23 protein-coding genes are annotated in these 26,516 nt (G+C 54.8%); 11 read left to right on the forward strand and 12 right to left on the reverse strand.

Translation table 11 applies throughout. The features are described from left to right. Nucleotides 1–246: 246 nt before the first annotated feature. From QRD42_RS09220 to QRD42_RS09230, 3 genes are all read left to right on the forward strand, one after another. Nucleotides 247–1,572: a sensor domain-containing diguanylate cyclase gene (locus QRD42_RS09220; protein WP_234007221.1), complete on the forward strand. Its 1,326-nt coding sequence runs from the start codon at nt 247–249 to the stop codon at nt 1,570–1,572. A 48-nt stretch (nt 1,573–1,620) separates the two neighbouring features. Next, entirely contained in the window at nt 1,621–2,838 is a 1,218-nt protein-coding gene (locus QRD42_RS09225) for a diguanylate phosphodiesterase (RefSeq protein WP_321988682.1), read from the forward strand. A gap of 111 nt (nt 2,839–2,949) precedes the next feature. Beyond that, complete coding sequence (locus QRD42_RS09230) at nt 2,950–3,846, forward strand: helix-turn-helix transcriptional regulator (RefSeq protein ID WP_072567474.1); 897 nt, start codon at nt 2,950–2,952, stop codon at nt 3,844–3,846. Between the two features lie 7 nt (nt 3,847–3,853). Here QRD42_RS09230 and eutC read toward each other — a convergent pair whose 3' ends face one another. The 9 genes from eutC to hemB form a co-directional block, all read right to left on the reverse strand. Further along, on the reverse strand, nt 3,854–4,630 hold the full coding sequence (eutC, locus tag QRD42_RS09235; RefSeq protein ID WP_321988683.1) for an ethanolamine ammonia-lyase subunit EutC: 777 nt from the start codon (nt 4,628–4,630) through the stop codon (nt 3,854–3,856). After that, nucleotides 4,627–6,015 (reverse strand): ethanolamine ammonia-lyase subunit EutB, encoded by a 1,389-nt coding sequence (locus tag QRD42_RS09240; RefSeq protein WP_321988684.1) that lies wholly within the window; start codon nt 6,013–6,015, stop codon nt 4,627–4,629. Before QRD42_RS09240 ends, eutC begins: the two co-directional genes overlap by 4 nt. Before the next feature lie 9 nt (nt 6,016–6,024). After that, nucleotides 6,025–7,404, reverse strand: coding sequence for an ethanolamine permease (gene eat / locus QRD42_RS09245; protein ID WP_321988685.1), 1,380 nt, complete (start codon nt 7,402–7,404; stop codon nt 6,025–6,027). Between the two features lie 162 nt (nt 7,405–7,566). Further along, nucleotides 7,567–8,343 (reverse strand): YaiO family outer membrane beta-barrel protein, encoded by a 777-nt coding sequence (locus QRD42_RS09250; protein ID WP_072567478.1) that lies wholly within the window; start codon nt 8,341–8,343, stop codon nt 7,567–7,569. Next, nucleotides 8,258–8,983, reverse strand: a complete 726-nt coding sequence (locus QRD42_RS09255; RefSeq protein ID WP_321988686.1) for an acetyltransferase — start codon at nt 8,981–8,983, stop codon at nt 8,258–8,260. Before QRD42_RS09255 ends, QRD42_RS09250 begins: the two co-directional genes overlap by 86 nt. Then, the gene (locus tag QRD42_RS09260; protein WP_318363195.1) at nt 8,907–10,103 is read right to left on the reverse strand and encodes a glycosyltransferase; all 1,197 of its coding nucleotides are present in this window, start codon (nt 10,101–10,103) and stop codon (nt 8,907–8,909) included. The genes QRD42_RS09255 and QRD42_RS09260 overlap by 77 nt, the downstream gene beginning before the upstream one ends. A 6-nt stretch (nt 10,104–10,109) precedes the next feature. Next, entirely contained in the window at nt 10,110–10,775 is a 666-nt protein-coding gene (locus tag QRD42_RS09265) for a PIG-L deacetylase family protein (protein WP_072567480.1), read from the reverse strand. Between the two features lie 482 nt (nt 10,776–11,257). After that, the gene (locus QRD42_RS09270) at nt 11,258–12,958 is read right to left on the reverse strand and encodes a lysophospholipid acyltransferase family protein (RefSeq protein WP_321988687.1); all 1,701 of its coding nucleotides are present in this window, start codon (nt 12,956–12,958) and stop codon (nt 11,258–11,260) included. 136 nt (nt 12,959–13,094) lie between these two features. Further along, on the reverse strand, nt 13,095–14,066 hold the full coding sequence (gene hemB / locus QRD42_RS09275) for a porphobilinogen synthase (protein WP_072567482.1): 972 nt from the start codon (nt 14,064–14,066) through the stop codon (nt 13,095–13,097). A gap of 475 nt (nt 14,067–14,541) precedes the next feature. Between hemB and QRD42_RS09280 the strand changes: the two genes are divergently transcribed. Beyond that, a complete protein-coding gene (locus QRD42_RS09280; protein ID WP_321988688.1) occupies nt 14,542–17,514 on the forward strand; it encodes an autotransporter outer membrane beta-barrel domain-containing protein in 2,973 nt (990 codons plus the stop codon). 84 nt (nt 17,515–17,598) lie between these two features. After that, nucleotides 17,599–18,219: a helix-turn-helix domain-containing protein gene (locus QRD42_RS09285; protein ID WP_318376347.1), complete on the forward strand. Its 621-nt coding sequence runs from the start codon at nt 17,599–17,601 to the stop codon at nt 18,217–18,219. Between the two features lie 14 nt (nt 18,220–18,233). Here QRD42_RS09285 and ampH read toward each other — a convergent pair whose 3' ends face one another. Continuing rightward, a complete protein-coding gene (gene ampH / locus QRD42_RS09290) occupies nt 18,234–19,391 on the reverse strand; it encodes a D-alanyl-D-alanine-carboxypeptidase/endopeptidase AmpH (protein ID WP_321988744.1) in 1,158 nt (385 codons plus the stop codon). A 205-nt stretch (nt 19,392–19,596) separates the two neighbouring features. Here ampH and QRD42_RS09295 point away from each other — a divergent pair, with 205 nt between their 5' ends. From QRD42_RS09295 to QRD42_RS09305, 3 genes are all read left to right on the forward strand, one after another. Further along, nucleotides 19,597–20,130 (forward strand): isochorismatase family protein, encoded by a 534-nt coding sequence (locus QRD42_RS09295; protein ID WP_321988689.1) that lies wholly within the window; start codon nt 19,597–19,599, stop codon nt 20,128–20,130. Between the two features lie 83 nt (nt 20,131–20,213). Next, nucleotides 20,214–21,434 carry a peptide antibiotic transporter SbmA gene (gene sbmA / locus QRD42_RS09300; RefSeq protein ID WP_072567487.1) on the forward strand — a complete coding sequence of 407 codons (1,221 nt, stop codon included), beginning with the start codon at nt 20,214–20,216 and terminating at the stop codon, nt 21,432–21,434. A gap of 14 nt (nt 21,435–21,448) precedes the next feature. Continuing rightward, nucleotides 21,449–22,543: a DUF1615 domain-containing protein gene (locus QRD42_RS09305; RefSeq protein ID WP_321988690.1), complete on the forward strand. Its 1,095-nt coding sequence runs from the start codon at nt 21,449–21,451 to the stop codon at nt 22,541–22,543. 5 nt (nt 22,544–22,548) lie between these two features. On the opposite strand, the gene QRD42_RS09310 is transcribed toward QRD42_RS09305, so the two are convergent. Beyond that, nucleotides 22,549–22,857 carry a DUF2755 family protein gene (locus tag QRD42_RS09310; protein ID WP_072567489.1) on the reverse strand — a complete coding sequence of 103 codons (309 nt, stop codon included), beginning with the start codon at nt 22,855–22,857 and terminating at the stop codon, nt 22,549–22,551. A gap of 255 nt (nt 22,858–23,112) precedes the next feature. Here QRD42_RS09310 and QRD42_RS09315 point away from each other — a divergent pair, with 255 nt between their 5' ends. Continuing rightward, on the forward strand, nt 23,113–23,337 hold the full coding sequence (locus QRD42_RS09315) for a DUF2754 domain-containing protein (RefSeq protein ID WP_072567490.1): 225 nt from the start codon (nt 23,113–23,115) through the stop codon (nt 23,335–23,337). Here QRD42_RS09315 and ddlA read toward each other — a convergent pair. Further along, nucleotides 23,334–24,431, reverse strand: a complete 1,098-nt coding sequence (gene ddlA / locus QRD42_RS09320) for a D-alanine--D-alanine ligase (protein ID WP_321988691.1) — start codon at nt 24,429–24,431, stop codon at nt 23,334–23,336. The genes QRD42_RS09315 and ddlA overlap by 4 nt on opposite strands. Nucleotides 24,432–24,537: 106 nt before the next feature. Here ddlA and QRD42_RS09325 point away from each other — a divergent pair, with 106 nt between their 5' ends. Continuing rightward, entirely contained in the window at nt 24,538–25,221 is a 684-nt protein-coding gene (locus tag QRD42_RS09325) for an extensin family protein (RefSeq protein WP_321988692.1), read from the forward strand. 31 nt (nt 25,222–25,252) lie between these two features. After that, nucleotides 25,253–26,458: a multidrug efflux MFS transporter gene (locus QRD42_RS09330; protein WP_072567493.1), complete on the forward strand. Its 1,206-nt coding sequence runs from the start codon at nt 25,253–25,255 to the stop codon at nt 26,456–26,458. The last annotated feature ends 58 nt before the right edge of the window (nt 26,459–26,516 follow it).

The following is a 26,516-nucleotide window of genomic DNA, read 5'->3' on the forward strand; positions in this document are numbered from 1 at the left end:
ATATAAATATTCCGAGCATGTCACATCCCTAATTCAGGTAGTGCGAATTTGCCTAAATGAGATAACTACGCATCCGCCAGCACGTAAAAATGAAATATGCTTAACCGCTGTTGGTTTCTGGATGTAATAGAAACAATAATCTACATGCAATTCGCGAGGCCTGAATGATTATTCTCATTACCCTCAGTCAGAGGCTGTGCCTGTGTTAATGATCGCTGTTCGCTTTCGGGAGCAACGCCAGTAAAAATGATGACTGATGATAAAAAAACCTTTAATCCCAGGGATGTAGACCTGAAACACCTGAACGATCTGCTTAATCATAATTCCGACTGGATTTGGGAAGTGGATGCGCAAGGACGTTACACCTGGTCGTCGGAGGTGGTCACCAGTCTGCTGGGATACACGCCGGACGAAGTGATTGGTTGTACGCCCTTTGATTTTATGCCGCCGGGTGAGGCCGAGCGGGTGGCCGGTGCGTTTCTGGCTATTGTGCAGCAACAGATCCCCTTTTCCGGGCTGGTTAACCGCAATAAGCGGGCGGACGGGGAAGTGATCGTGCTGGAAACCAGCGGCATTCCGCTGTTCGACGAGAAGGGCGAACTGCGTGGCTATCGGGGTGTGGATCGCAATATCTCCACCCTGGGCGAACGCGTCCTGCAACTGGAAACCATCTACGATACCACGCCGGTGGCGCTGTGCATGATCGACCGCAACGGGCAGATGGTGATGTCCAACAAAGCCATGGCGCGACTGTTGAACCGCACCAGCAATGAAATTAACGGCAAGCCTGTTGTTGAGCTGATGCCGGCCTGCTGGCAGCACTTCGAGCGGGATTTTACGCTGGCGGATAGCGGCGCTGAACTCGCCGGGCGCGAAACCCACTGGGAAGGGCGCACCTTCTCATTGCATCCGGTGCCGGTACATGATGCGGCGGGTAATGTTGTCGGGCTGTCCGTCACCTGGGTGGATGTGACCGAACGGTATCAGGCCGAACAAAAACTGGCGGATGCCAATCAGGTATTACAGCAGCACGCCCAGCATGATTATCTCACCGGGCTGTTCAACCGTCGCTTTATGGACGAGTGCCTGAACCGTGAAATTATTCGCGCCTGTGAAAAGGGCTATTTTCTGTCGGTATGTCTGGCGGATATTGATTATTTCAAACGTTTTAACGACAGTCAGGGCCACCAGGCGGGGGATGCCTGCCTGCGGGATGTCGCTAACGCGCTGACCGCCGTGCGTCACCGGCCCGATGATAACGTCAGCCGTTACGGCGGCGAAGAGTTTCTGGTCATTTTACCCTGCACCGATCGCGAGGAAGCGCAGGCCATTGCCGAGGGTCTGCGTGAAAGTATTGAAGCGCTGCGGATCCCGAATGCCGCAAGCCCGACCGGTTTTTTAACTATCAGCATCGGCGTCGCCACACTCAATGGCAGCAAAACGCTGCCGCAGGACAAACCGCTGCCTATTATTGCCAGTGGCTTAATACGCCGCGCGGATAACGCGCTGTATGCCGCGAAAAATCAGGGCAGAAACCGGGTGGTTATTTCCCGGGAGCCGGAAGGCCATTAGCCCTGCACGTTATACTGATGTTGTTAACCGTTTTTTAGGATCTGGAGCATGATTTCTACCCTGATTTACCGGAGTCGCCTGACAAGCAGCTTTGACCCTTCAAAGCTGAGCGAACTGGTATGCGTCTCCCGGACCCGTAACGCCGCTATGGGTATCTCTGGCATCCTGCTGTTTGACGGTAGCCATTTTTTGCAGGTGCTGGAAGGCCCGCTGGAAAAGGTTAACCAGCTGTACGAGAGTATTAATGCCGATCCGCGCCACGACTCCGTGGTCGAACTGATGCGCGACTATGCGCCAAAACGCCATTTCCAGACTAACGGCATGGCGCTGTATGATTTACGCACCGGCAATCCGCGCGCCATCCTGCGCTCGGTGATCAGCGCCGGGGCGCTGAATTTCAGACTCGCCAGCGATGCCCGGGTGTACAAGTTTATAAAGTCCTTTATGCGCGGGCGCTGGCGCGATATTAATCCACGGCTGTCAGAGCCCGCTAACTGGGAATTTGTTGCGGAGAATCTGACCTTCACGCAACCGCAGGCGATGCTGTTTGCCGATCAGCCCTGCCAGTTTGCCATCCAGCCGATTGTCGAGCCGCTGCGCGGGCAAATTAGCTCCTTTGAAGCGCTGATCCGCAGTCCCACCGGCGGTTCGCCTCATGATTATTTTGCCTCCATACCGCCGGGGAAAATTCACGAGGCTGATTTGCTGTCCAAGGAGTATGCTTTTGCGCTGGCGAAAAAAATCGGCATTGGCAGCAATAAACTTTCCATTAACCTGTTGCCGATGTCGCTGGTCAAAATCCCTGACGCGGTAAATATCCTGCTCGATCAAATTACCCGCAACGGCCTGGTGCCGGAACAGGTGATCGTCGAGGTGACGGAAGATGAAGTGATTTCCGGCTACGACGCCTTCGCCTTTGCCATTATGCAACTGCGCTCGGCGGGGATTGGCCTTGCAATCGACGATTTCGGTGCGGGCTTTGCGGGGCTGTCATTATTAACCAAATTCCAGCCCGGCGAGCTGAAAATCGATCGCAGCATTATTACCGATATTCACCTGCACGGCCCGCAGCAGGCGATCCTCAATGCCATCATAAAATGCTGTGCCGAGCTGGAGATCGACGTGGTGGCGGAGGGCGTCGAAAAGGTTGAAGAGTGGTGCTGGCTGGAGGCCGCAGGCATTAAACATTTCCAGGGATATTTATTTGCGCGTCCGGGTCTCAACCGTGTACCGCCGATCCGCTGGCCGGTAAAAATCAAAAACTGACGCCGCTTTTTCCATCCTGTTGATTTATCTGCGCCTTAACCCTAAAGATCCGCCCGATAATGCCGTTATGCTTTGCAGGGTTATATTTAATGTCTGGCAAGGATCCGCATTATGGAAAATAAACACCAACTGCTGGCTACGCGTCTTGGGGAAATTCTCGGGCGTTTTAATAATGGCGAGACGCTTTACGTAAACCAACTGGCGGAAGAGTATGGCGTGCATCCGCGCACCATTAAGCGCGATATTCTCGAACGCCTGAGTTTTCTGGATATTGAGCCACAGGCGGAACGCGGCGGTTACAAAATTGCGCCCGGACTGCTGGGACGCTTCGATGCCAACAGCATCGATCTCTTTGCGCGGCTGGCGGGCGTCAGCGAACTGTTTCCGGGCTTTAATAAGCGCATGCTGTCATCCATGCATTCGGCCACCGCCAGTCAGACCATCACGGTACACGGGCATCGCTATATTGACAGCGAACTTCAGGCCGTTCACTTTTCCCGTTTACAGCGCGCCATTGACGAGCACTGCTGCGTGAACTTCCGTTACCTGCGTCGTAACGAGGAGCGCCGTTATGCGGTGGAGCCTTATCAGCTCACCAATCTGAACGGCATCTGGTACCTGGCGGCGCGGCATGAAAACCGCATGAAAAACTTCACCTTAACCAAGATCACCGCGCTGGATTGTACCTTTGAAACCTTTGAGCCGGATGGAGAACTGCTGGCAAAAATGCGTCAGGAACCGAGCGTGTGGGGCGTGGAAGATAAGTTCAGCGTGACGCTCAGCGTGGCGCCGGAGGTGGCGGAGTATTTCCAGCGCCGGGATCTGCTCAACGAGCAGGTGATCGAACAGCACACCGCCGATGGCGGCCTGATCGTCACCACTCAGGTGGCGCATAAAAAAGAGATCCTGCCGGTGGTGCAGTACTGGATCCCGCACCTGAAGATCCTCGCACCTGCATCACTGCAAAGCGAAATGGAAGCGGAGATCAAAAGCTGGCTGACGGCGTAAACGCGTTTCAGGTCAGCGGCACGCGCGGCTTCACCAGGCCGTGCAGCGCCGGATTATCGCTTTCATCCTTTAGTTTTACGCCGGTCAGACGGCGTAAAAACGCCTGCTCCAGCAGCCATGCCAGCTTAAACGCCGCCGCATCGTGGCACAGCCCTTCCGGACGGATATTGGAAATGCAGTTGCGCTCCGACTCCAGCCGCGTGCGGCCCGGTTTCCACGTCAGGTAAACGCCCAGGCTGTCCGGCGACGACAGGCCGGGGCGCTCGCCAATCAAAATCGCCACCGCCTGGCTGTTCAGCGTTTCGCCGATGTCATCCCCCAGCGCGACCCGTGACTGATGCGCCAGCACCACAGGTGCGAGGGACAATCCCAGCGTATGCAGATACGGCAGCAGGGCGGCGATCAGCGGCACCGCCTGGCGATGCACCGCATGGGACGAGAGCCCGTCGCCAATCACCAGCAGCAGATCGTGTGCGGCAACGGGATGATCGCGCAGTGCGTCACGGCTTTCCTCACTCAGTTTGCGCCCCAGATCCGGGCGATTTAAATAAATATGCCGATCTGCCGCCGCGCTGTGAACGGTCAGGGTTTGCAGGCCGAGCGCCGCTAATTCGTTTTCCAGCGAGCGGCTGTCAAAGGGCTGGTGGATGGCGTCGCGCGCCTGCGCATGGGCGAGACCAAAATTCAGTACCTCGCGGGTCGGCAGGCTGGCCCCGCTGCGGCCGAGGGCGATACGCGCATCGGTAAATTCCCGCAACAATGACCAGGCATCGGGATTTTTCATACTGTCGCTCCCTGCGGCAGAATGCTGAGCAACGGGTGACTGGCACCGGTTAAGCGCAGCTGGCCGCTATTGTCGATGATCTGCATACGGGTCAGCCATTCGGCGAACTCCGGGGCATGTTTCAGGCCGAGCAGACGGCGGGCGTAGAGCGCATCGTGAAAGGAGGTGCTCTGATAATTGAGCATGATGTCATCCGCGCCCGGCACGCCAATCAGGAAGGTCAGCCCGGCGTTGCACAGCAGCGTCAGCAGGGTATCCATATCATCCTGATCCGCCTCAGCGTGGTTGGTGTAGCAGACGTCGCAGCCAATCGGCAGTCCCATCAGTTTGCCGCAGAAGTGATCTTCCAGCCCGGCGCGGATGATCTGTTTGCCGTCATAGAGATATTCCGGGCCAATAAAGCCCACCACGGTATTCACCAGCAGCGGATCAAAATGCCGCGCCACCGCGTAGGCCCGCGCTTCGCAGGTTTGCTGATCGACGCCGTGATGCGCTCCCGCCGACAGGCAACTGCCCTGGCCGGTTTCAAAATATATCAGGTTACTGCCGAGCGTACCCCGTCCAAGACTCAGCGCCGCCTCCTGCGCCTCGCGCAGCAACGCCAGATTGATGCCAAAACCGCTGTTCGCCGCTTCGGTGCCTGCCACCGACTGAAATACCAGATCGACAGGCGCGCCGCGCTCAATCAGTTGTAGCGTGTTGGTGACGTGCGTCAGCACGCAGGACTGGGTGGGGATCGCAAAGCGGTCAATGATATCCGCCATCATATGATTCAGTCGCTCCAGCACCGGCAGGCTGTCGCTGGCGGGATTAATTCCCACTACCGCGTCACCTGCGCCGTACAGCAGGCCGTCGAGCATACTGGCGGCAATGCCTTTTAAATCGTCCGTGGGGTGATTCGGTTGCAGGCGCACGCTAAGGTGCCCCGGCAGACCGATGGTGTTGCGAAAACGAGTGATCACCCGGCATTTACTGGCGGCGAGGATCAGATCCTGGTTGCGCATAATTTTGCTGACGGCCGCCGCCATTTCCGGCGTGATGGCGCGGGCGACGCGGCTTAATGTCTGCGTGTCGGTACTGTCCTCCAGTAGCCAGTCGCGAAAATCTCCCACCGTCAGGTGACTGATGTCGCGAAATGCTTCCTGGTCATGGGTATCGATAATCAGCCGGGTGACTTCGTCCTGCTCGTAGGGGATAAGCGGATCCGCAAGGATGTTACGCAGCGGCACCTCCGCCAGCGCCATTTTTGCCGCCATGCGCTCTTCCGCAGACTCTGCGCTGACGCCCGCCAGCACATCCCCGGAGCGCGCCGGGGACGCTTTCGCCAGCAGATCTTTCAGGCTGGCGAAGCGGTAGGTCCGGTGCGCCAGAGTGGTTTTATACATGGTGTCTCCTCAGGAGATCGCCCGCAATTGCGGATCCAGCGCCGCCTGCTCGCGGGCCGACGCGGTTTTGCGAAACCACAGATAACCCGCGAGCATCATGGCGGCAAAAATCAGCGCCAGCAGCGGGTTATACCAGACCATCGCCACCAGACAGAGCACCGCCATCGCGAGCGCGAAGGCTGGCGCATACGGGAACAGCGGCGCGCGGAACGGCCGGATCAGCCGGGGTTCGCTGCGGCGCAGTTTGAACAGCGCGGCCATGGAGGTGATATACATAACAATAGCGCCAAATACCGACATCGTCACAATGCAGGCGGTAAGCGGCATACCGCTGATGGTGATGAGCGAATCGGAGAAGATCGCCGCGATCCCTACCACGCCGCCCGTGAGGATCGCCAGATGAGGCGTGCGGGTGCGGCGGTTAAGGGTGGCGAGCCGCGCCGGTAAGTAACCCGCCCTGGCCAGAGAGTAGATCTGGCGGGAATAGCCCATGATGATGCCGTGAAATGACGCCACCAGGCCAAACAGCCCGAGCCACACCAGCATGTGCAGCCAGCCGCTGCTGCTGCCGACCACCGCTTTCATCGCCTGCGGCAGCGGATCGTTAATGTTCGACAGGGCGCGCCAGTCGCCAACGCCGCCGGCAAATATCATCACGCCGACTGCCAGCACAGTGAGCGTCAGAATACCGCCGCCCAGCGCGCGGGGAATGGTGCGCTGGGGATCTTTGGCTTCTTCGGCCGCCATGGATGCGCCTTCGATGGCGAGGAAAAACCAGATGGCAAAGGGGATAGCGGCAAACATCCCCGGCAGCGCCAGGCTGCTGAAGCTTTCCGCGCCAGCCCAGCCGTGGGCGGTAAAGTTGTCCCATGAGAAGCCAGGCGCGACCACGCCCATAAACACCAGCAGTTCGAAAATCGCCAGCAGGGTGACGATCAGCTCAAAGGTGGCGGCGATGCCGACGCCCAGAATGTTCAGCGTCATAAAGATGACGTAAGCGCCGCAGGCCACCCATTTTGGATCCAGCGACGGGAACTGAACGTTGAGGTAGGCGCCAATCGCCATGGCGATCGCCGGTGGCGCAAACACGAATTCTATCAGCGTAGCGAATCCGGCAATAAACCCGCCGGTCGGCCCGAAGGCGCGATATGCATACGCAAAAGGCCCACCGGCATGAGGAATGGCGGTGGTAAGCTCCGTAAAGCTAAAAATAAAGGCGCAGTACATGGCGGCGATCAGCAGGGCGACAATCAAAAACCCGAGCGTGCCCGCCTGCGACCAGCCGTAGCTCCAGCCGAAATATTCCCCTGAAATCACCAGTCCAACAGCAATGCCCCACAGACGGAAGCTGCCGAGCGTTCTTTTTAACGTGGTTGTTTCTGTGTTCATCGTGAAGTGCCTCGCCATTAAACCCAGTCGGAAAAGGCGTTGCAAAGGCGATGCCAGAAATAAACCTCATCAATTTCATGTGGATAGCGTAAAGGTGAACACCCACTGCACCGTCATGAACGTTATGACGGTGCAGTTTGCTCCGGCGTAGTGAAAGGGCGATTAAAATATCCAGGTGAGATCAAGCGCCGCATTGACGCCAGTATAGTTTTCCAGCGGCATATCGTACCACTGCTTGCCGAGGGTAATGCCCAGCACCCAGTGCGCATTCAGAGGCTGTACGCGGCGCAGGCTGACGCTTTGCGTGGTGCCGGTGTAGCTCTCCGGCGCCCAGTCATAGTTATAGGCACCGCTGCCCCAGGCAAACCACATCTGGGTGCTGCCTTTGCCAGCGGCGTCGTTGAGTTTCAGCGACACCACATGACTGTAGCTGTCCCCGGCGCCGTGTGAGTCGTACCAGGTATAACGCCAGTTGGTGATGGTCGGCCCCGCGTAATACGTTAATCCTGCGGACCAGGCGTCCACATCGACGCCGCCATAATACCGGGCAGTGCGATAGCCTCCCGTGACCAGCAGTGGTTTAAGCACTTTGAGCGTTACATCCTGCTGGAGATCCTGGCGGGCGAAAACGGGCGTATCTTCTGCCAGCGCGATGCTGCTGCGGGTGGACAGCCTGTCATTCCAGCGATGCCAGAGGGACGCGCGGCCCCGCACGCTGTGATAGCGTTCACCGGCCGCGTATTCCCGCTCCCCTTCGCTGAGATTAACCACCAGCGCGCCCTTATCCAGCGTATTTTTGATTTCAGCAAACAGCATATTCCGCGAACCATGGGAGCCGGAATAGTCGTTAAAATCATAGCCGGCGGTCAGGCTGGTGAGCTCCGCGTGCAACGGCGCGCACATCAGGGTTGCCGTTATTGCCAGCGCAATTCGCCTCATCTGTCATCTCCTTATGAATGATTTCCTGTTTCAGGCTGTAGCGGCCGGATGGCAGATTTTTCTCCACCAGAATACGCGGCCCCAGCAGGGTATCCGGCGCGATAATGCGTCCCGGCAAAATGATCACCTGGATGCCCAGCCGCGCACCCCGGCCAATCCAGGCGCCGAGCTTTTCACAGCCGGTGTCGATCCGCTCTCCTGCTATATCGACGCTGACGGTTTTGCCATCAAGCCGGTGGTTGCTGGTGCGTACCTGCGCCCCCAGATAGGCGTCCTGCCCGATCGCCGAGTCGGCAATAAAACATTGCGGCCCAATGGCGACGTTCTTTTCAATGACCGCGTTTTTGATTTCAGTGGCGAAGCCCACCCTGACATTGTTGCTCAGCACGCTGCCGGGACGAATAAAGGCGTAGTTGCCGATCAGGCAATGAGCGCCTATCACCGCGGGCCCCTGGATCACCGCGGCGTGGCAAATTTTTGTGCCCTGGCCGATGCGGACTTCCCCCGCGCTTTCGTCGATCAGCGCCGTCGGGGCAATCTCCACAGGAGCGGTTGCCGAAGGCTCAAGCCTGAGATAGCTGATCATCAGCGGCGACAGGTTTGCCGGTTGCAGCGGGCGGCGTTTCCACCACGGCAGCATAACGGGTGGGTTTGTCGCGCTGAGGTTCACGTCCAGTGAAAAAGGCAATAATTCCATAAACCATCCATATGGCGTAGGCCAGTAATACGTAAAACACAGAGAGAGGTGCCAGCGGAATTAATAGCCAGCAGCGATGATACCAGGCGCTGAAGGTGCCGATCACACAGACGATCCCCACCCAGATCAGCGGGAAGACAGACTCCACAATCCCTATGGGCCCGTGCGTAATGATGCTCCACGTCCAGACCATCGCGTAGGTCATGACGCCGTAAATCACCACCAGCACCATGGGCAGGATTGAAAATATGCCGAAGCGGCTTAAGATCAGCGATTTATGCAAACGCATGCAGACGGCGTAACCCACAATCCAGCGTCGCCAGCGTTTCCACTCATCCCGAAAGGTATTGCACTCCTGGGGGTAAACGACGCAGCGATTGGCCTGGCGGATGCAATAACCGTTGGCGATCAGCGTCCAGGAGAGATCGAGATCTTCAACTTTGGTGCGATCGGAAAAGCCATATTTACGCAGTACCCGGGTACGGAACATGCCGCAGGCCCCGCTGATGATGAAGGGCGCGCCGCCGAGAAACTGCTGTAAGGTGCGCTTCATGACAATCATCGGCAGCTTTACCGTGGCGCGAATATGGGGAAGAATGCCCGCACCCTGAAGGTGGGTTGATGGGATACCGCCAACGGCATCCGCGCCGCTGTCAATTTCCGCCAGCATGTAGCCGATCCCGTCCTGATCGTAGGGCACCCAGGTGTCGGCATCACTCAGGAAAACCTGATCGCAGGTGGCGTATTGCAGACCATTCATCAGCGCGCCGCCTTTGCCGGTATTTTTTTGCGTCACGGCTATAAAACGGTCGCCCCACTTTTTTTTCACCTGCGCCATTACGGCTTCTGTATTATCGGTTGAGCCATCATTGACGCAAATGACCGTGCGGAAATAAGGATTACGCAGCAGATTATCCAGTGACTGGGCGAGGCAGGGGCCTTCGTTATAGGCGGGAATAATGGCATCCACTTCACCATATCGCCGGCTGGGTTTTTTATTTAAGCGCAGCAGGATCCAGCAAAGGATAGTGATACTCATCATAATAAAAATGATAGTTTTCATTTTTTCTCACAAAATCATTTTTTGCACAACGAAACCTTCGCACAAATTCATGCCTGCCTGTAAACCACGAAATTGAGCCAGCGCTCTTATGGACTCAGGCTGCATATAATCGCGATGTTTCTGGCTTTGATGAAATTTAAGGGCGGCAATTTTATTCGTCAGCGCCTTCTCATCAAACTCTTCAAAGGCTTGCGGAATAAAAGACAGACGACAGCTTGGCGTTTCATAACACAATATTTGCGGTATGGTGCGACAGGCGACCATCGAGGCCTGATAGGTTGCGCGGTGGTCCTGATGGCGGTCTTTATCGTGCATGGTGTAAGTACGCACAAACCTGATACCAGCGTCTTCCTGTGCTTTTATCACCTCACCGATGCTGTTGATAATAGCATCCAGATAATGATCGGTGCGGGTATCCTGATAATGAAACGGGAATAAATCCTGACAGCCCAGCGTGTTAAGCGCCAGCCGGGATTCATCATGACGGCTTATTCCCGCAGGGCAACCGGCATTACCCGCAGTAAGAATAATAGCGGTAATGTGAAAGCCTTTTGCAGCAAGATTAGCCAGGGTCGCACCGCAGCCAAGTTCAATATCATCCGGGTGCGCGCCAATTGCCAGAATACCGGGTTTACGGTTTTGTATAAAATGATCAGAAATACCGACGTGCATTTTACTATCCACAATAGTCATCCTTTATTGTAGTTTTTTTGTTGTTTTTATAATGGTGCGGGTGCGCGGGCTATTGTGTTTCTGAGCGTAGTAAAATGTCCTTTGTCGATAGTTTGCATTTTATAAACAACAGGCATGATTTTATCTTGAATAAAATTAGAAGTTGAGAACGTTAAAGATATTAATTTGGGGTAGGGTAAGTGTCAATCATTATGTTTTAGGGCATCTTTTAACAAGATTTATTAATTGTCTGGTAAATATATTGCTGCACTCATTTTCTCAATTTTTAGGATTCTATTTAGATAAAAATGATGCGCCATTCACGAAAAAGGGATTGTTTTATTAAGTGAATGGCATCATCCCTCTCTTAAGCCAAAGTATGAGGGAAAATTAATTTTGTAAACATTCACCTGTGAAATGAAAAAAATGTCACACCATTAACCGTAAAATGGCGTCTTTCCCGGCGGGAAGACGCCGCAGGTTTAACGGTGCACCCCAATGTAGCGCTCGTAGCGATTGGTTTTAAGATAGGTGAGATCCACCAGCACCAGCCCGTCCACGCAGTGGTTAAAATCGGGATCGCTGCCGAAATCAATAAACTGCACGCCGCCCGGCTCGCACAGCTCGGAATACTGTTTGTACAGCGGGGGAATGCCGCAGCCCAGATTGCCGAGCAGGGATTTCAGGCGCGTAAGATCGGAGGTGTAATCTTCGCCGGTAAACTGTGCCAGCACATCCGGCAGACTGGCAGGATAAGGGCGGCGCGAGGCGGCGAAGGGGTGCGCAGGCGGGAACCACAGGCGGTAAAAGGCCACCAGCAAATCCCGCGCGGCGGGAGGCAGACCGCCGGAAATGGAAACCGGTCCAAACAGATAGCGATACTGCGGAAAACGCGCCAGATACGCCCCGATACCGGACCATAAATAGTCCAGACCCCTGCGTCCCCAGTAGCGCGGCTGAATAAAACTGCGCCCCAGTTCGATGCCCTGTTGCAGAATATCGGCCATTTTGTCGTCGTAATGGAACAGGCTGTGGCTGTAAAGCCCTTCGATGCCCTGTGCGTTAAGGGCGCTGGCAGCAGGCTTAAAACGGTATGCGCCAACCACTTCCAGATCCGCTTCATCCCACAGGATCAGATGCAGATAGTCATCATCGTAGCGATCCGTGTCACGGCGTTTACCGCTGCCTTCGCCCACCGCGCGAAAGGCGATCTCACGCAGGCGACCCAGTTCGCGCAGGATCGGCGCATCTTCTTCGCCGTTACGCTGCCATAAATAGATGGTTTTCCCGTCGGCGGTTTGCCCCAGGCATTCAGCTTTGCCCAGCGCCCGCTTCAGCGTGAGACGATCTTCCGGACGGGCAATGGCGCACTCGGTTCGCAAGATGCCGGGCTGGTTTTTGCTTAAATGCATCAGGTGCTGACGGCATTTTTCGGCAATCTCCCGCGAGGCGCTTTGCGGACTGTACCAGCTATCCCAGGGAATGCGCTGGCCGATGTTGATCGGCAGGCTGCTGTTGCGACGGCGGAACATCTGTTGCATCAGCAGCAGCAACGGCAGCGTCCGGGAAATCAGCGTACTGGCGTAAAACAGCGCGCTGTTGTGGGCGCGGATATGCACCGGCAGCAGCGGAGTGCGGAATTTCGCCGCCATTTTGACAAAGCCCGCCTGCCAGCTGCGATCGCGTATGCCGCTGCGGGTCAGGCGCGACACTTCCCCCGCCGGAAAGAAGATCAGCACGCCGCCATCCTGTAACTGATTTTCCATCTGTTGCAGCGAGGCTTTTCGCGTGCGCCCGCCCAGATTATCGACCGGAATAAACAACGAGCTCAGCGGCTCCAGATGGCTCAGCATGCGATTGGTGACCACTTTTACATCGCGGCGCACGCGGGAGACGGCATACAGCAGGGCCAGGCCGTCAAGCGTACCGGTAGGGTGGTTGGCGACGATCACCAGCGGGCCATGTTCGGGGATTTGTTCAAGGTCGTGAGCGGGAATGGTGCAGCGGATCTGTAAGTGTTCAAGCACCTGCTCGACCATCTCCAGCCCTTTCAGATGACGATGCCGGGCGGCGAACTGCTGAAACTCTTCTTCATAGAACAGACGTCGCAACGCATTTTTTTGCCAGGGTGCCGGTCTGGCCTGCGGCCAGAGGTCGTCGAGTACATTATCGAGGCTAAACATGTTGGCTCCTCCTCCCGTCCTGATGCAGACAGTAGAAGGGCATGATGACGTTTACATTTCAGCGGTATGAATAAATAAAATCGTTAAGCGGGAATATAAAAGGCATAAAAAAGGCGGGATAACCCCGCCCTGTTGATTAGAGGATCTTGCGTTCCGCCAGATCCAGCGCGAAGTAACTGAAGATCAGATCCGCACCGGCGCGTTTGATCGCGCCCAGGCTTTCGAGGATCACTTTATCTTCATCAATCGCGCCCGCCTGAGCGGCGAATTTGATCATCGCGTACTCGCCACTTACCTGGTATGCGCCAAGGGGCAGCTGCGTGCGTTCACGAATATCGCGCAGAATGTCCAGATAAGCGCCTGCCGGTTTCACCATCAGGCAGTCTGCGCCCTGGGCTTCGTCGAGCAGGGATTCGCGGATCGCTTCACGACGGTTCATGGGGTTCATCTGATAGGTTTTACGATCGCCTTTCAGCGCGGTACCGGCGGCTTCACGGAACGGGCCGTAAAACGAAGAGGCGAATTTGGTGGAGTAGGACATGATGGCGGTATCGTTGAAGCCAGCCGCATCAAGCGCCTGACGGATCGCCTGTACCTGACCATCCATCGCGGCGGACGGGGCGATAAAATCAGCGCCGGCGGCCGCGGCGACTACCGCCTGCTTACCAAGATTGATAAGGGTTGCGTCGTTATCGACACCGTGCTCGCACAGCACACCGCAGTGGCCGTGGGAGGTGTATTCACAAAAACAGGTGTCGGACATCACGATCATTTCCGGCACGGCATCTTTCGCGATCCGCGACATACGCGCCACCAGACCGTCTTCTTTCCAGGCATCGCTGCCGGTGGCGTCAGTGTGGTGTGATATGCCGAAAGTCATCACCGAGCGGATCCCGGCCTTCGCAATGCGTTCAATTTCGCGGGCGAGAAACTTCTCCGGAATGCGCATCACGCCCGGCATGGCATCGATGGCCTTGTAGTCGGCAAGTTCTTCTTCAACAAAAATTGGTAACACCAGGTCGTTAAGGCTCAGTGTTGTCTCTTCAAACATGGCGCGGAGTGCGGGTGATTTGCGCAGACGGCGCGGGCGGGTGATTAAGTCGGTCATGATTTGCCTGATGTTGGTGGGACACCATGGCATTTTACCTCAATTTGACCGCGATGTTTCACCAAACTGGCCTTACAGACCGCCGTGGCAGACTGGCGTAACGTGAATTCGTAATATATTTCCTGCAATATAAATTCGTATTAATATATTTATTTGCTAACTACGTTTTTCATTTTTATAAATAATTATAGGTTTGCTAAATGACGATTTTTAAATAATCATCGATATCAATGTATATCTGGATTTTAATCTTAAAAGATCGTCCCCTGATGAAAATGAGCTGGTATAACCAGTTGTTTTCACTGGATAATTAACATGTTGGCTGTCGTGCCTGTTTATTATGTCTGGATTCGTACTTTATGAGCGGATTAGTTGAACTTTCCTAACCCTCCACCGCATAATTCCCGGGGTGGCAATATTATTGCTGTTCTATTTTTACGAGCTAACGAATTAAATCCCTGAGGAGGGATGACAAATGCACTCCTGGAAAAAGAAACTCGTTGTATCTCAACTGGCATTAGCCTGCACTTTGGCAATCGCTTCTCAGGCAAATGCTGCAACCTATAATACCTGGGGCTATCACGACAATACTTCTACTGTACTGGACTGGGGTAACATGGATGCTCCAGGCTCTGATGGCAACTATGTCACTTACAGTGGTTTTATTTATCATAACAACACCAACGCTGATTATGATCAATCCTTCAATGGTGATACCGTTAATGGTACCATTTCAACTTATTATTTAAATCATGACTATGTGTCAGGTTCAGATAATACGGTAAACATCGCAAACTCAAATATTCATGGTTCCATTACCTCAGAATTGCCGTTTGGTTATTATGGTATAACCCCTGCCTCCACCGACCCGGACACGGGCGACTACCTGCCTCGCACCTATGAAGGGTATTCTTTCAACGACGGCACGACCATCGTTGATACTAACTGGTACGATGGCGATATATTTACACTGAACGTCGCCAATTCTACCATTGACGATGACTATGAAGCGCTTTACTTTACAGATACTTATCTGGACGGTACGACAGGGAAATCCACGAACGAGTCTTTCTATACCTCCCGCGGCGTAGCCGTTAATCTGGATGTAGAAAGCAATATTAATATCTCTGATAACTCACGCGTTGCAGGTATTGCGTTGAGCCAGGGGGATACCACCAATACGAATTACGGCTCCGAATATCATCAGTGGGATAACACTATCAGTGTGGCCAATTCCACAGTGACTTCCGGTTCGCAAAGTCCGCTGGAATCATATGAGGACGATAATTTCGGCGTGTTTGGCGGTCATTTCGGAAACTCAGAAGAGCCGAGTGATTACGCAGGAAATGGTGGCGCAAATGACGTAGCCCTGTCTTTCACAGACAACGCGGCTTCACATTACTCAATGAAGAACAACGTCTATTTCAATCATTCTACTCTGCTGGGCGATGTTGAATTTACCAGTAACTGGAATGATGACGGCGAGTTTTTCTATTCAACGGGTCATGATTCTAATGGTGACGGCATTCTGGACACTAATGGTGGCTGGGTTGACGACGCACAGAATGTTGATGAGCTGAATATTACTCTGGACAACGGCAGCAAGTGGGTAGGTTCAGCAAATATTTATGCTGACGATATTGCGCCTGCGACAATGTACGATGTGGCGACTAATAGTCTTACTCCGGGCGCTATCGTTGAAGCCAATGACTGGGGACGCGTTGTCAGCAATCAGGTATTCCAGAGCGGCGTGTTTAATGTAACCTTAAATAACGGTTCTGAATGGGATACCGTTAATGGTTCCGTTATTGATAGCCTGGCAGTAAATAATGGCTCTCAGGTAAACGTAACTGACTCTGGTTTAACTTCAGATACCATCGTATTAACCAACGGTTCTTCAATGAACATTGGTGAAGATGGTCAGGTAAACACCGATCACCTGACGATTAATACCTTCAGTACCGTTGCGCTGAATGATGACGTCACTCACTATGGTGATTACTCTCTGTACGCCAATACCATCACCGTAACAAACGGCGGCGCATTAGATGTTAATGTCGATCAGTATGACAACGGCGTCTTCAGCACCGATAAACTGGAACTGACCAGCGGTAACGTTGCGGATAACCATGGTGATGTGGTGTCCGGTGTGTTCAATATCCACAGCAGCGATTATGTACTGAATGCGGATCTGGTCAACGACCGTACCTGGGATAAAACGCAGGCTAACTACGGTTACGGTACTATCGCCATGAATTCTGATGGTCACCTGACCGTTAACGGTAACGGCGATATCAATAATGGCGATGAACTGGATAACAGCTCCATTGACAACGTCATTGCTGCGACCGGTAACTATAAAGTGCGTATCGATAACGCCACCGGTGCCGGTTCTGTTGCCGAATACAAAGATAAAGAACTTATCTACATTAACGACCAGAACAGTAACGCTACCTTCTCCGCTGCCAACAAAGCCGACCTGGGGGCTTACACCTATCAGGCTGAGCAGAACGGCAATACCGTTATCCTCAAGCAGAAAGAGCTGACCGATTACGCCAACATGGCGTTGAGCATTCCGTCTGCCAATACCAATATCTGGAACCTTGAGCAGGACACGTTAGGCGCTCGCCTGACCAATGGCCGCCATGGTCTGGCCGATAACGGCGGGGCATGGGTAAGCTACTTTGGCGGCAGCTACAACGGCGATAACGGCACCATTGCTTACGATCAGGATGCCAGCGGTATCATGGTGGGTGTTGACTCCCTGGTTGAAGGCAACAACGCTAAATGGACCATCGGTGCTGCGGCGGGCTTCGCAAAAGGCGACATCAGCGACAGAACGGGTCAGGTTGATCAGGACAGTCAGTCTGCCTGGTTGTATTCTTCCGCTCGCTTTGCCAACGATGTCTTCCTGGATGGTTCATTAAGTTACAACCGTTTCAATAATGACCTGTCAGCCACTATGAGCAACGGCCAGTATGTTGATGGTGATTCTTCAACAGACGCCTGGGGCTTCGGTCTGAAACTGGGTTATGACTTTAAGTTCGATAACACCGGTTATCTGACGCCTTATGCCAGCATCAATGGTCTGTTCCAGTCGGGCGATGACTATCAGCTGAGCAACGACATGCGTATGGACGGTCAGTCTTATGACAGCCTGCGTTATGAACTGGGCTTCGATGCGGGTTACACCTTCAATTACGGTGCCGACCAGGCGCTGACCCCGTACTTCAAACTGGCGTGGGTGTATGACGACGCCGACAACAGTGCAGAAATTAACAACGACGACATCGACAATGGTGTTGAAGGTTCAGCGGTTCGTGTTGGACTGGGTACCCAGTTTAGCTTTACCAAAAACTTCAGCGCTTACAGCGATGCAACCTACCTGGGCGGCGGCGACGTTGAGCAGGATTGGGGCGCGAATGTTGGTGTGAAATATACCTGGTAAGAACAGTATCGTTTTTGTTCACCTGTTGTGTAATAAAGCCCGCCAGGCAACTGGCGGGTTTATCAGCAAGGAAAGACAGTAAAAATGATCAACAGCCAACCGGTAGACGAGTTTCATCGTCTGAATCATCGGTTAATGCCTTCAGGAACGCCCTTTGAATATGCCCAGGGCAGCGTTATCGTTCCGGAAGAGAGTAATGAACTGCGTACTTACGTTTTCCTTGAAGGGGCAATTTCTTTAGAACGCCAGAATAATCGGTTGCTGCTTGGCGTCGTAGCCGCACCGGGGATTTTTGGGCTCGGTATCGGCGCAATGCCGACGCAGGAACACTATCATCTGCATGTTGAAACATCCTGTCGCGGCTATCATCTTCCTGCCAGTACCACGTTACAACTTCTGGATAAATATCAGCTTTGGCGGGACGCCTTCTACTGGATGACCTGGCAAAACCGGGCGCTGGAAGCGCGCGACCAGCAACTGATTGGCACCAGCTCCTATGCGCAAATACGTGCAACGCTGCTGACGATGGCGAAATGGGATGATGCTCTGCGCGCCCGTATAGGCGTTATGACCTATATCCAGCGGCGCACGCTGATTTCACGTTCGGTCATTGCAGAGGTGCTGGCGGCACTGAGGCAGGGTGATTATATTCGCATGGAGAAGGGCAAGCTGGTCTGCATTAACCGCCTGCCCCTGGATTACTGAACGTGCGCAGCGGCTCAGGATGCCGGGATCACTTCCGGCTTATGGCCACTCAGCTCACTGACCAGGTCGTTTACGCCGTCGCTCATATTTACAAAACGCGTCAGCGGTGAACGGGTGACCACAACAAAAACGCCGACATTGTTTTTCGGCACCATCGCCATATAGGTAATAAAACCGCCGCCACCGCCGGTTTTTTGAATGATCCCAGGACGGCCATTTTTAGGTGACATGTACACCCAGCCAAGACCGAGCGCATCAGCCTTGCCGGGGACGTCCATTCCGATCACTCGCGTAAGCTGCGTGCGCTGATAGATCAGCGTCTGCATCCGATCGGCCTGATTATTACGCGCATAAAAATCGGAGGAGAGGAACTGCTGCATCCAGCGCATCATATCGCCCGGCGTCGAGTACACGCCGCCGCTGCCGATGGCTGCCAGAGTGTTATTACAGGGACTCGCGCCTTTCTCGGCCACCATCAACCGCTTGCACTGATCCGGCGACGGCGTAAAAGTGGTGTCTTTCATACCCAGCGGACGGGTAATTTGCTCTTCGAAAAGCTGCGGATAGGGTTTGCCTGCTGCGGTGGACAACGCATCCGCCAGCAGATCAAAGGCCAGGTTTGAATAGGCTGCCTGCGCTCCCGGCGCGCTTTTCAGCTTAGCGGTAGAAAGCCAGTTCCAGCGCTGCTCGCGTGTTGGCCAGACAAATACCGGACGATGCGCCGCGCCGCCCGGCTGTTCACGCGGTAACGCGCTGGTATGGGTGGCAAGGTTAACCAGCGTAATAGGCGTGCCGTTATAAGTCGGAACACGTGCGCCTGGCGGGGCATACTTGCTCAGGGGATCGTTAAGTTTAACCACGCCCTGATCCAGCAGTTTCACCAGCATCTCGCTGGTCATCAGCTTGGAAATCGAAGCGATGCGGATCACGGAATCAAGCTGCGGATGGACGTTGCTGCCCGGTCGAGTTTCACCAAAACTTCGAAACACCCGCTGGTTACCATCGATCACCACCATCGCCATGCCGGTGGCGCCGCTACCGTAATAAATATGGTTTGCGTAGCGATCGACAACATCAGAGGCAAATTCCGGATCGAGCGAGGGTTGTGCGGCATTGGCCGACGAGAAGCTCAGCACGCCCAGCATCACGGATAAAAGCAGACAACGTTTCAACGAAGTATCCATCAAAGAATTAAGAAGATTATGCGTATTTATACTATTTAGTTGCCCGATGCAAAGCCCGGAAAAGGGCATTATTCGCGGTTAAAACGTAACGATGCGTAAACAGACGGGTTTTCTTGCCCCCTAATGTCTGCTTCTGTGACGCCAGCCTTATGGTAACCTCCTAAACTTCGGCAATTTTCTCAGGGGCAAAGCGATGTCAGCCAAACGGGTAGTCATGATTGTGGATATGCAGAACGGTGTTTTCGCCACTCCGCGTTTGCAGCGTGAGCAGTGCGTCATGTGTATTAACCAACTAACACAAGCCGCAGACAGGGTGATTTTTATCCAGCACTGCGAAGAGGGTGGTCTGGAAGCCGGGAGCGAAGGCTTCGCATTATTACCCGAACTTGTTCAGCCAGAACGGGCGAACTATGTGACGAAAACCGCCTGCGATGCTTTTTATAAAACCGAACTGGCGCAGCTGCTGGAAGATAACGGCATTAGCGAATTTGTGATTTGCGGCTGTGCGACAGATTACTGCGTCGATACCACGATCAAAACCGGGGCCAGCCGCGGTTACGCGATCACAGTGGCAGAGGATGCTCACACCACAGCGAATCGCGCCGCGGTCGACGCGGCGTCGCTGATTGCTCACCACAATGAGGTCTGGCGCACGCTGATCATGCCCGGCAATCCGGTGCAGGTGAAATCCACAGAAACAATTCTTGGCGAGTGGCAGGCGAACTAAGCCACCGCCGGTTGGTCTGAAAGGCGGATTTCATCCGTTAAGCACGTTGTTCGCTATAAAAATGAGAAGCTTCAGGAGCAGATATGTTTAAGTCTTTTTTCCCAAAGCCGGGACCATTCTTTTTGTCGGCATTTATTTGGGCGCTGATTGCCGTTATTTTCTGGCAGGCTGGCGGGGGCGACTGGCTACAACACATTGCCGGTGCGTCTGATGACGTCCCGATTGGCGCTGCGCGCTTCTGGTCGGGCGGCTATCTGGTCTTTTACGCTTACTACGCCCTCTGCGTGGGGATTTTTGCGCTGTTCTGGTATAAAGCCGCGCCGCATCGCTGGCAGAACTGGTCGATTCTGGGCACGGCACTGATCATCTTCGTCACCTGGTTTATGGTGCAGGTGAGCGTGGCGATTAACGCCTGGTACGCGCCTTTTTACGATCTGATCCAGACCGCGCTCAGCGCGCCGCACAAAGTTACCCTGGGCCAGTTCTATCGCGAAATCGGCGTCTTCCTGGGTATCGCGCTGATCGCGGTGCTGGTGGCGGTGCTGAATAACTTCTTCGTCAGCCACTATGTGTTCCGCTGGCGCACGGCGATGAACGAATATTACATGGCGCACTGGCAGCGTTTACGCCATATCGAAGGGGCCGCGCAGCGTGTGCAGGAAGACACCATGCGCTTCTCCAGTACGCTGGAAGACATGGGCGTCAGTTTCCTCAACGCCATTATGAAGCTGATCGCTTTCCTGCCGATTCTGGTGACGCTGTCGGCACACGTGCCGGAGCTCCCCATTATCGGGCATATCCCCTATGGTCTGGTGGTGGCGGCTATCCTCTGGTCGCTGGTGGGCACCGGCCTGCTGGCGGTGGTGGGTATCAAACTGCCGGGGCTGGAGTTTAAAAATCAGCGCGTGGAAGCGGCCTATCGTAAAGAGCTGGTGTATGGCGAGGACGATCCGGAGCGTGCCGATCCGCCTACCGTGCGCGAGCTGTTTGCCGCGGTGCGCCGTAACTATTTCCGCCTCTATTTTCACTATATGTACTTCAATATCGCGCGTATTTTTTACCTGCAAATCGATAACGTTTTCGGCCTTTTCCTGCTGTTCCCGTCGATTGTTGCCGGTACCATCACGCTCGGACTGATGACGCAGATCACCAACGTATTTGACCAGGTGCGCAGCTCCTTCCAGTATCTGATCAACTCCTGGACAACGCTGGTGGAACTGATGTCTATCTACAAGCGTTTGCGTACCTTCGAACGCACCCTCGATAACGAGGAAACGCCGGACGTTGTCACCACACTGAGCTGATACAGGGAAAGAGTATGTCTTTGATCGCACCACGTTTTATCCCGATTCTGGCCGGTCTTATCCTCGCCGGATGTAGCACAGAGCGTGCGACGCCGCTGAAAGAGGGCGAGAAGCCGGTTGATGTGGCAGGCGTGGTGCGGGCGAAAATGCCCGCCAGCGTGAAAGATCGCGATGCGTGGGCGAAGGACCTGGCAGCCACCTTTGAAAGCCAGTCGCTGGCGCCGACGCTGGAAAACATCTGCTCGGTGCTGGCGGTGGCGCAGCAGGAGTCTAACTATCAGGCCGATCCCCCGGTGCCGGGGCTGAGCAAAATCGCCTGGCAGGAGATCGACAAGCGCGCCGCGCGGCTGCACATTCCCTCGTTTGTTGTGCACACCGCGCTGAAAATCAACTCAACGACGGGCAAAAGCTACAGCGAGCGTCTTGATAACGTGAAGACCGAAAAGCAGCTCAGCGCGATTTTCGACGACCTGATCGACCGCGTACCGCTGGGGCAGACGCTCTTTGGTTCGCTGAATCCGGTGCACACCGGCGGGCCGATGCAGGTGAGCATCGACTTTGCTGAAAAGCATGCCAGCGGTTACCCGTGGAAGATGGACGGCTCGGTGCGTCAGGAAGTGTTCACCCGCCGCGGCGGTCTGTGGTTCGGGACTTATCACCTGCTTAACTATCCCGCCAGTTACTCCGCGCCGATCTACCGTTTCGCCGATTTTAATGCCGGATGGTACGCCAGCCGCAATGCTGCGTTCCAGAATGCGGTCAGCAAAGCCAGCGGCGTGAAGCTGGCGCTGGATGGCGATCTGATCCGTTATGATACGCGCGAGCCGGGTAAAACCGAGCTGGCAGTGCGAAAACTGGCGGGCAAACTGGATATGAGCGAGCGTGAAATTCGTCAGCAACTGGAGAAGGGCGACAGTCTGGCGTTTGAAAAGACCGCGCTCTATCGAGAAGTGTATCGTTTAGCAGAGCAGAAAAGCGGGAAAGCGCAGCCGAAAGAGATGTTGCCCGGCATTCAGCTGGAAAGCCCGAAAATCACCCGCAACCTGACGACCGCCTGGTTTGCTAAGCGTGTGGACGATCGTCGGGCGCGCTGCATGGGACAGAAATAAAAGGCTTAGTCGTAACGCCGCCAGCGCAGCAGCAGGGCAATGACGCCAAGAATGGCGCTACCGATGAGGAAGGGGACCAGACCAAAAATGGTCCCTACGCCCAGCCCCATTTCAACGTGCGGCCGGTTTACATCCTGCATCTGCATCAGATGTTCAAACACGCCAGGCGCATGCACCAGCAGATTTAACAGTTGCGCACCGGCCCAGAAGCAGAGCAGTACAAATACGGCATACGCAATGTTACCCGGGGTGGAGGCGTCACGCTTTTTTCCTTTCCGATCCGAAAAGGGTTTCGACAAAGTAAAGTCTGCCATATCGACCTCCGCTACTCATGATGAACGTCGGCTCAAAGCCGGTGATACTGAGTTTATTTTGACAGGACATTGTGAATGTCAATATCAGATTGGTGACAAATTGCACCGTAACGCGGGGAAGAATAATCAATTTTTGCTGGCACTCACATTTTTGTAACATATATATTTATTCATTAACATTTAAGATTTTCCGCATGCCGCACAGACGTGCAGGCGCAAATATGCGAGGATATTTTTTTAGCCTACGGAGTTGTTATGAAACTGCCTGAGAAAATTCGCCGTGACTGGCATTATTATGCGTTTGCCATTGGTTTGATCTTCATTCTTAACGGCGTGGTGGGACTACTGGGATTTGAGGCGCAGGGGTGGCAGACGTATGCCGTCGGGCTGGTGACCTGGGTGATTAGCTTCTGGCTGGCGGGGCTGATTATTCGCCGCCGCCCCGCAGAAGACGAGACGGCGGCGAAAACGCCGGATTAATTCATGGTGCTTTTCAGCGCGCTGTCGGCCTGATGGCGCGCTAACGCCAGATCGATCAGACGGCTAATCAGATCCGTATAACCGATACCGCTTGCCTGCCACAGCTTGGGATACATACTGATATTGGTGAATCCCGGCAGCGTGTTGATTTCGTTAATAATCACGTCATTTTCCGCCGTCAGGAATACGTCCACGCGCGCCATCCCGGCGCAGCCCAGCGTCTGATATGCCTGTACCGCAATATTACGGATCGCGTCATTGACCGCCGGATCGATATCCGCCGGGACCACCACCCGCGCGCCGTTATCATCAATGTACTTGGTATCGTAAGCGTAAAACTCACTGTTAAGCACGATTTCGCCGCAGGTGCTGGCTTCAGGCTCATCGTTACCCAACACGGCGCATTCGATTTCGCGACCGACAATGCCTTTTTCCACCACGACTTTATGATCGAATTCGAAGGCCAGACGCACCGCCGCCTCATACTGCGCTTCAGTGGTCACTTTACTGACGCCAACGGAAGACCCCTGGTTTGCCGGTTTAACAAACAGCGGCAGGCCGAGCGTCGAGGTCATCTCAGCGAAAGAATAGCGCTGGCGGTTTGCCCGCGTCAGGGTGATAAAGGGGGCGATGTTCAGTCCGGCATCGCGCAGCAAGCGCTTGGTGACGTCTTTATCCATACAGGCGGCGGATCCGAGCACGTCTGAGCCGACAAACGGCAGGTTCGCCATGCGCAGCATACCCTGCAAAGAACCGTCTTCCCCCAGCGTGCCGTGCACGATCGGGAAAATCACGTCAATGTGCGGCAGCGGCTCGCCATTGTCGGCGTTAATCAGCGGCTGTTCCGCCTGGCCTGGGATCTGCGCCAGGCGGGTTGCGGAAGGATTGAGCGCAATGCTCGCCGGATCATGGGCATTCAGCAGGTAATTTTCTGCATCATTAACGTGCCACTGTCCCTGCTTATCAATACCCAGTAACACCACCTCGAAGCGGTTTTTGTCCATCGCTTCCACGATGTTTTTCGCCGACTGCAATGAGACTTCATGCTCCGCCGATTTACCGCCAAACACCACGCCTACCCGCAACTTCTTCATCACCACATCCACTCATTAACGTCATGAAAGTCTCTACCTTACCACGTCAAAACGGCGGATTCCCGGCCTTCTGATATAATGTTTCTTCAGCCTGAAAGGAGAACGCGTGAAAGGAAAAAGCCTGATTGTTGTCGCGGTTCTTTTGGGGGCGGGCGTGATGGCGTATCGCCATCTGCCCTCCTGGTATAACCCCTTAACGCCGCTGCGCTTAAGCGATCCGCCCGGCGTCATTACCCAGTTTAAGCTGCGACGCTTGCCGCCTGAGCAGTGCGCCGCCTTGCTGGCAGAGGCCAATCAGCAGCGGCTGATCACCACGCGGTCGGTCGCCAACACCACCGGCAGCTGTCCGCTCACCAACGCGGTGCGGGTGCGCGATTTTGGCCCGGTAAAGCTCAGCAGCAGTTTTCTGGCCTCATGTCCGCTGGCGTTAAGCTCGGCGCTGTTTGTCGATCAACAGGCGCGGCCTTTGACGCAGAAGTTTATGGGTAGCTCGCTGGTGCGCATCGACCATTTCGGCAGCTATGCCTGCCGTAATATTTATCACCGCGAGAATGCGCGCCTCAGCGAACACGCCACGGCGGATGCGCTGGATATCAGCGGATTTCGTCTCGCCTCCGGTCAGCAAGTCAGCGTACTGCGTGGCTGGAAAGTGGATAAAACCCAGCCCTGGCTTCAGGCGATGCTCAGTGCCAGCTGCGACTATTACGGCAACGGGCTGGGCCCGGAGTACAATGCGGCCCACGCAAATCATTTTCACCTTGGCATGCGCGGCTACGGCCTGTGCCGCTAATGGGTGATCTACACAAGAAAGACAACCTGTTATGGAAGCCTGGAAAGTAAATCTTATCTCCGTCTGGTTCGGCTGTTTTTTCACCGGCCTGGCGATCAGTCAGATCCTGCCTTTTCTGCCGTTGTATGTGGCGCAGCTCGGCGTCACTTCACATGAAGCGCTGTCAATGTGGTCAGGGCTGACCTTCAGCATTACCTTTCTGGTGTCGGCCATTGTTTCGCCGATGTGGGGCAGCCTCGCGGATCGCAAGGGCCGCAAGCTGATGCTGCTGCGCGCCTCGCTGGGCATGGCCATCGCCATTCTGTTACAGGCCTTCGCCACTAACGTCTGGCAACTCCTGTTGCTGCGCGGCATCATGGGGCTGACCTCCGGCTACATTCCCAACGCGATGGCGCTGGTCGCCTCGCAGGTGCCCCGCGAGCGCAGCGGCTGGGCGCTCAGCACCCTGTCCACGGCGCAAATCAGCGGCGTGATCGGCGGCCCGTTGATGGGCGGCTTTCTGGCGGATCATGTTGGTCTGCGGGCGGTATTTTTCATTACCGCTATCCTGCTGGTGGTCAGTTTTCTGGTCACGCTGTTCCTGATCAAAGAAGGCGTACGGCCAAAAATCAGCAAAGCGCAGCGTTTGTCCGGCAAAGCGGTATTTGCCTCGCTGCCTTATCCGCGGCTGGTGATCAGCCTGTTCGTCACGACCATGGTGATCCAGTTGTGTAATGGATCCGTGGGACCGGTGCTGGCGCTGTTTATTCAGTCGCTGTCACCGGACAGTACCAATATTGCGTTTCTTAGCGGTATGATCGCCGCCATTCCGGGCGTATCGGCGCTGATCTCCGCGCCCCGGCTCGGTAAGCTTGGCGATCGCATCGGTACCGCCCGCATTCTGATGGCGACGCTCATCTGCGCCGTCGGGCTGTTCTTCGCCATGTCTTTTGTCACCTCGCCGCTGCAATTAGGCATCCTGCGTTTTCTGCTTGGCTTTGTGGATGGCGCCATGCTGCCGGCAGTGCAGACGCTGCTGCTAAAATATTCCAGCGATCAGGTCACCGGACGCATTTTTGGCTACAACCAGTCGTTTATGTATCTGGGCAACGTCGCTGGTCCGCTGATGGGCGCGACCGTCTCCGCGATGGCCGGATTCCGCTGGGTGTTTGCCGCCACAGCCGTAGTGGTTTTGCTTAACGTCTGGCAGCTGGCGGCCGAACTCAGGCGCACCCGCCTTCGCATTGATAAAAAATAAGTAAGCAGATTTAAACTATTATTTAACGGGGCTTAACGCCCCGCCAGTCTGTTGTTTT

Source organism: Enterobacter sp. PGRG2 (assembly GCF_030291195.1).
Taxonomy (GTDB): domain Bacteria; phylum Pseudomonadota; class Gammaproteobacteria; order Enterobacterales; family Enterobacteriaceae; genus Enterobacter_D.

What these genes read in the sequence shown, in the direction of transcription:
- QRD42_RS09220 (WP_234007221.1), top strand. Translation starts at nt 247, where the DNA reads ATGATGACTGATGATAAAAAAACCTTTAATCCCAGGGATGTAGACCTG.
- QRD42_RS09225 (WP_321988682.1), top strand. Translation starts at nt 1,621, where the DNA reads ATGATTTCTACCCTGATTTACCGGAGTCGCCTGACAAGCAGCTTTGAC.
- QRD42_RS09230 (WP_072567474.1), top strand. Translation starts at nt 2,950, where the DNA reads ATGGAAAATAAACACCAACTGCTGGCTACGCGTCTTGGGGAAATTCTC.
- eutC (WP_321988683.1), bottom strand. Translation starts at nt 4,630, where the DNA reads ATGAAAAATCCCGATGCCTGGTCATTGTTGCGGGAATTTACCGATGCG.
- QRD42_RS09240 (WP_321988684.1), bottom strand. Translation starts at nt 6,015, where the DNA reads ATGTATAAAACCACTCTGGCGCACCGGACCTACCGCTTCGCCAGCCTG.
- eat (WP_321988685.1), bottom strand. Translation starts at nt 7,404, where the DNA reads ATGAACACAGAAACAACCACGTTAAAAAGAACGCTCGGCAGCTTCCGT.
- QRD42_RS09250 (WP_072567478.1), bottom strand. Translation starts at nt 8,343, where the DNA reads ATGAGGCGAATTGCGCTGGCAATAACGGCAACCCTGATGTGCGCGCCG.
- QRD42_RS09255 (WP_321988686.1), bottom strand. Translation starts at nt 8,983, where the DNA reads ATGCTGCCGTGGTGGAAACGCCGCCCGCTGCAACCGGCAAACCTGTCG.
- QRD42_RS09260 (WP_318363195.1), bottom strand. Translation starts at nt 10,103, where the DNA reads ATGAAAACTATCATTTTTATTATGATGAGTATCACTATCCTTTGCTGG.
- QRD42_RS09265 (WP_072567480.1), bottom strand. Translation starts at nt 10,775, where the DNA reads ATGCACGTCGGTATTTCTGATCATTTTATACAAAACCGTAAACCCGGT.
- QRD42_RS09270 (WP_321988687.1), bottom strand. Translation starts at nt 12,958, where the DNA reads ATGTTTAGCCTCGATAATGTACTCGACGACCTCTGGCCGCAGGCCAGA.
- hemB (WP_072567482.1), bottom strand. Translation starts at nt 14,066, where the DNA reads ATGACCGACTTAATCACCCGCCCGCGCCGTCTGCGCAAATCACCCGCA.
- QRD42_RS09280 (WP_321988688.1), top strand. Translation starts at nt 14,542, where the DNA reads ATGCACTCCTGGAAAAAGAAACTCGTTGTATCTCAACTGGCATTAGCC.
- QRD42_RS09285 (WP_318376347.1), top strand. Translation starts at nt 17,599, where the DNA reads ATGATCAACAGCCAACCGGTAGACGAGTTTCATCGTCTGAATCATCGG.
- QRD42_RS09295 (WP_321988689.1), top strand. Translation starts at nt 19,597, where the DNA reads ATGTCAGCCAAACGGGTAGTCATGATTGTGGATATGCAGAACGGTGTT.
- sbmA (WP_072567487.1), top strand. Translation starts at nt 20,214, where the DNA reads ATGTTTAAGTCTTTTTTCCCAAAGCCGGGACCATTCTTTTTGTCGGCA.
- QRD42_RS09305 (WP_321988690.1), top strand. Translation starts at nt 21,449, where the DNA reads ATGTCTTTGATCGCACCACGTTTTATCCCGATTCTGGCCGGTCTTATC.
- QRD42_RS09310 (WP_072567489.1), bottom strand. Translation starts at nt 22,857, where the DNA reads ATGGCAGACTTTACTTTGTCGAAACCCTTTTCGGATCGGAAAGGAAAA.
- QRD42_RS09315 (WP_072567490.1), top strand. Translation starts at nt 23,113, where the DNA reads ATGAAACTGCCTGAGAAAATTCGCCGTGACTGGCATTATTATGCGTTT.
- ddlA (WP_321988691.1), bottom strand. Translation starts at nt 24,431, where the DNA reads ATGAAGAAGTTGCGGGTAGGCGTGGTGTTTGGCGGTAAATCGGCGGAG.
- QRD42_RS09330 (WP_072567493.1), top strand. Translation starts at nt 25,253, where the DNA reads ATGGAAGCCTGGAAAGTAAATCTTATCTCCGTCTGGTTCGGCTGTTTT.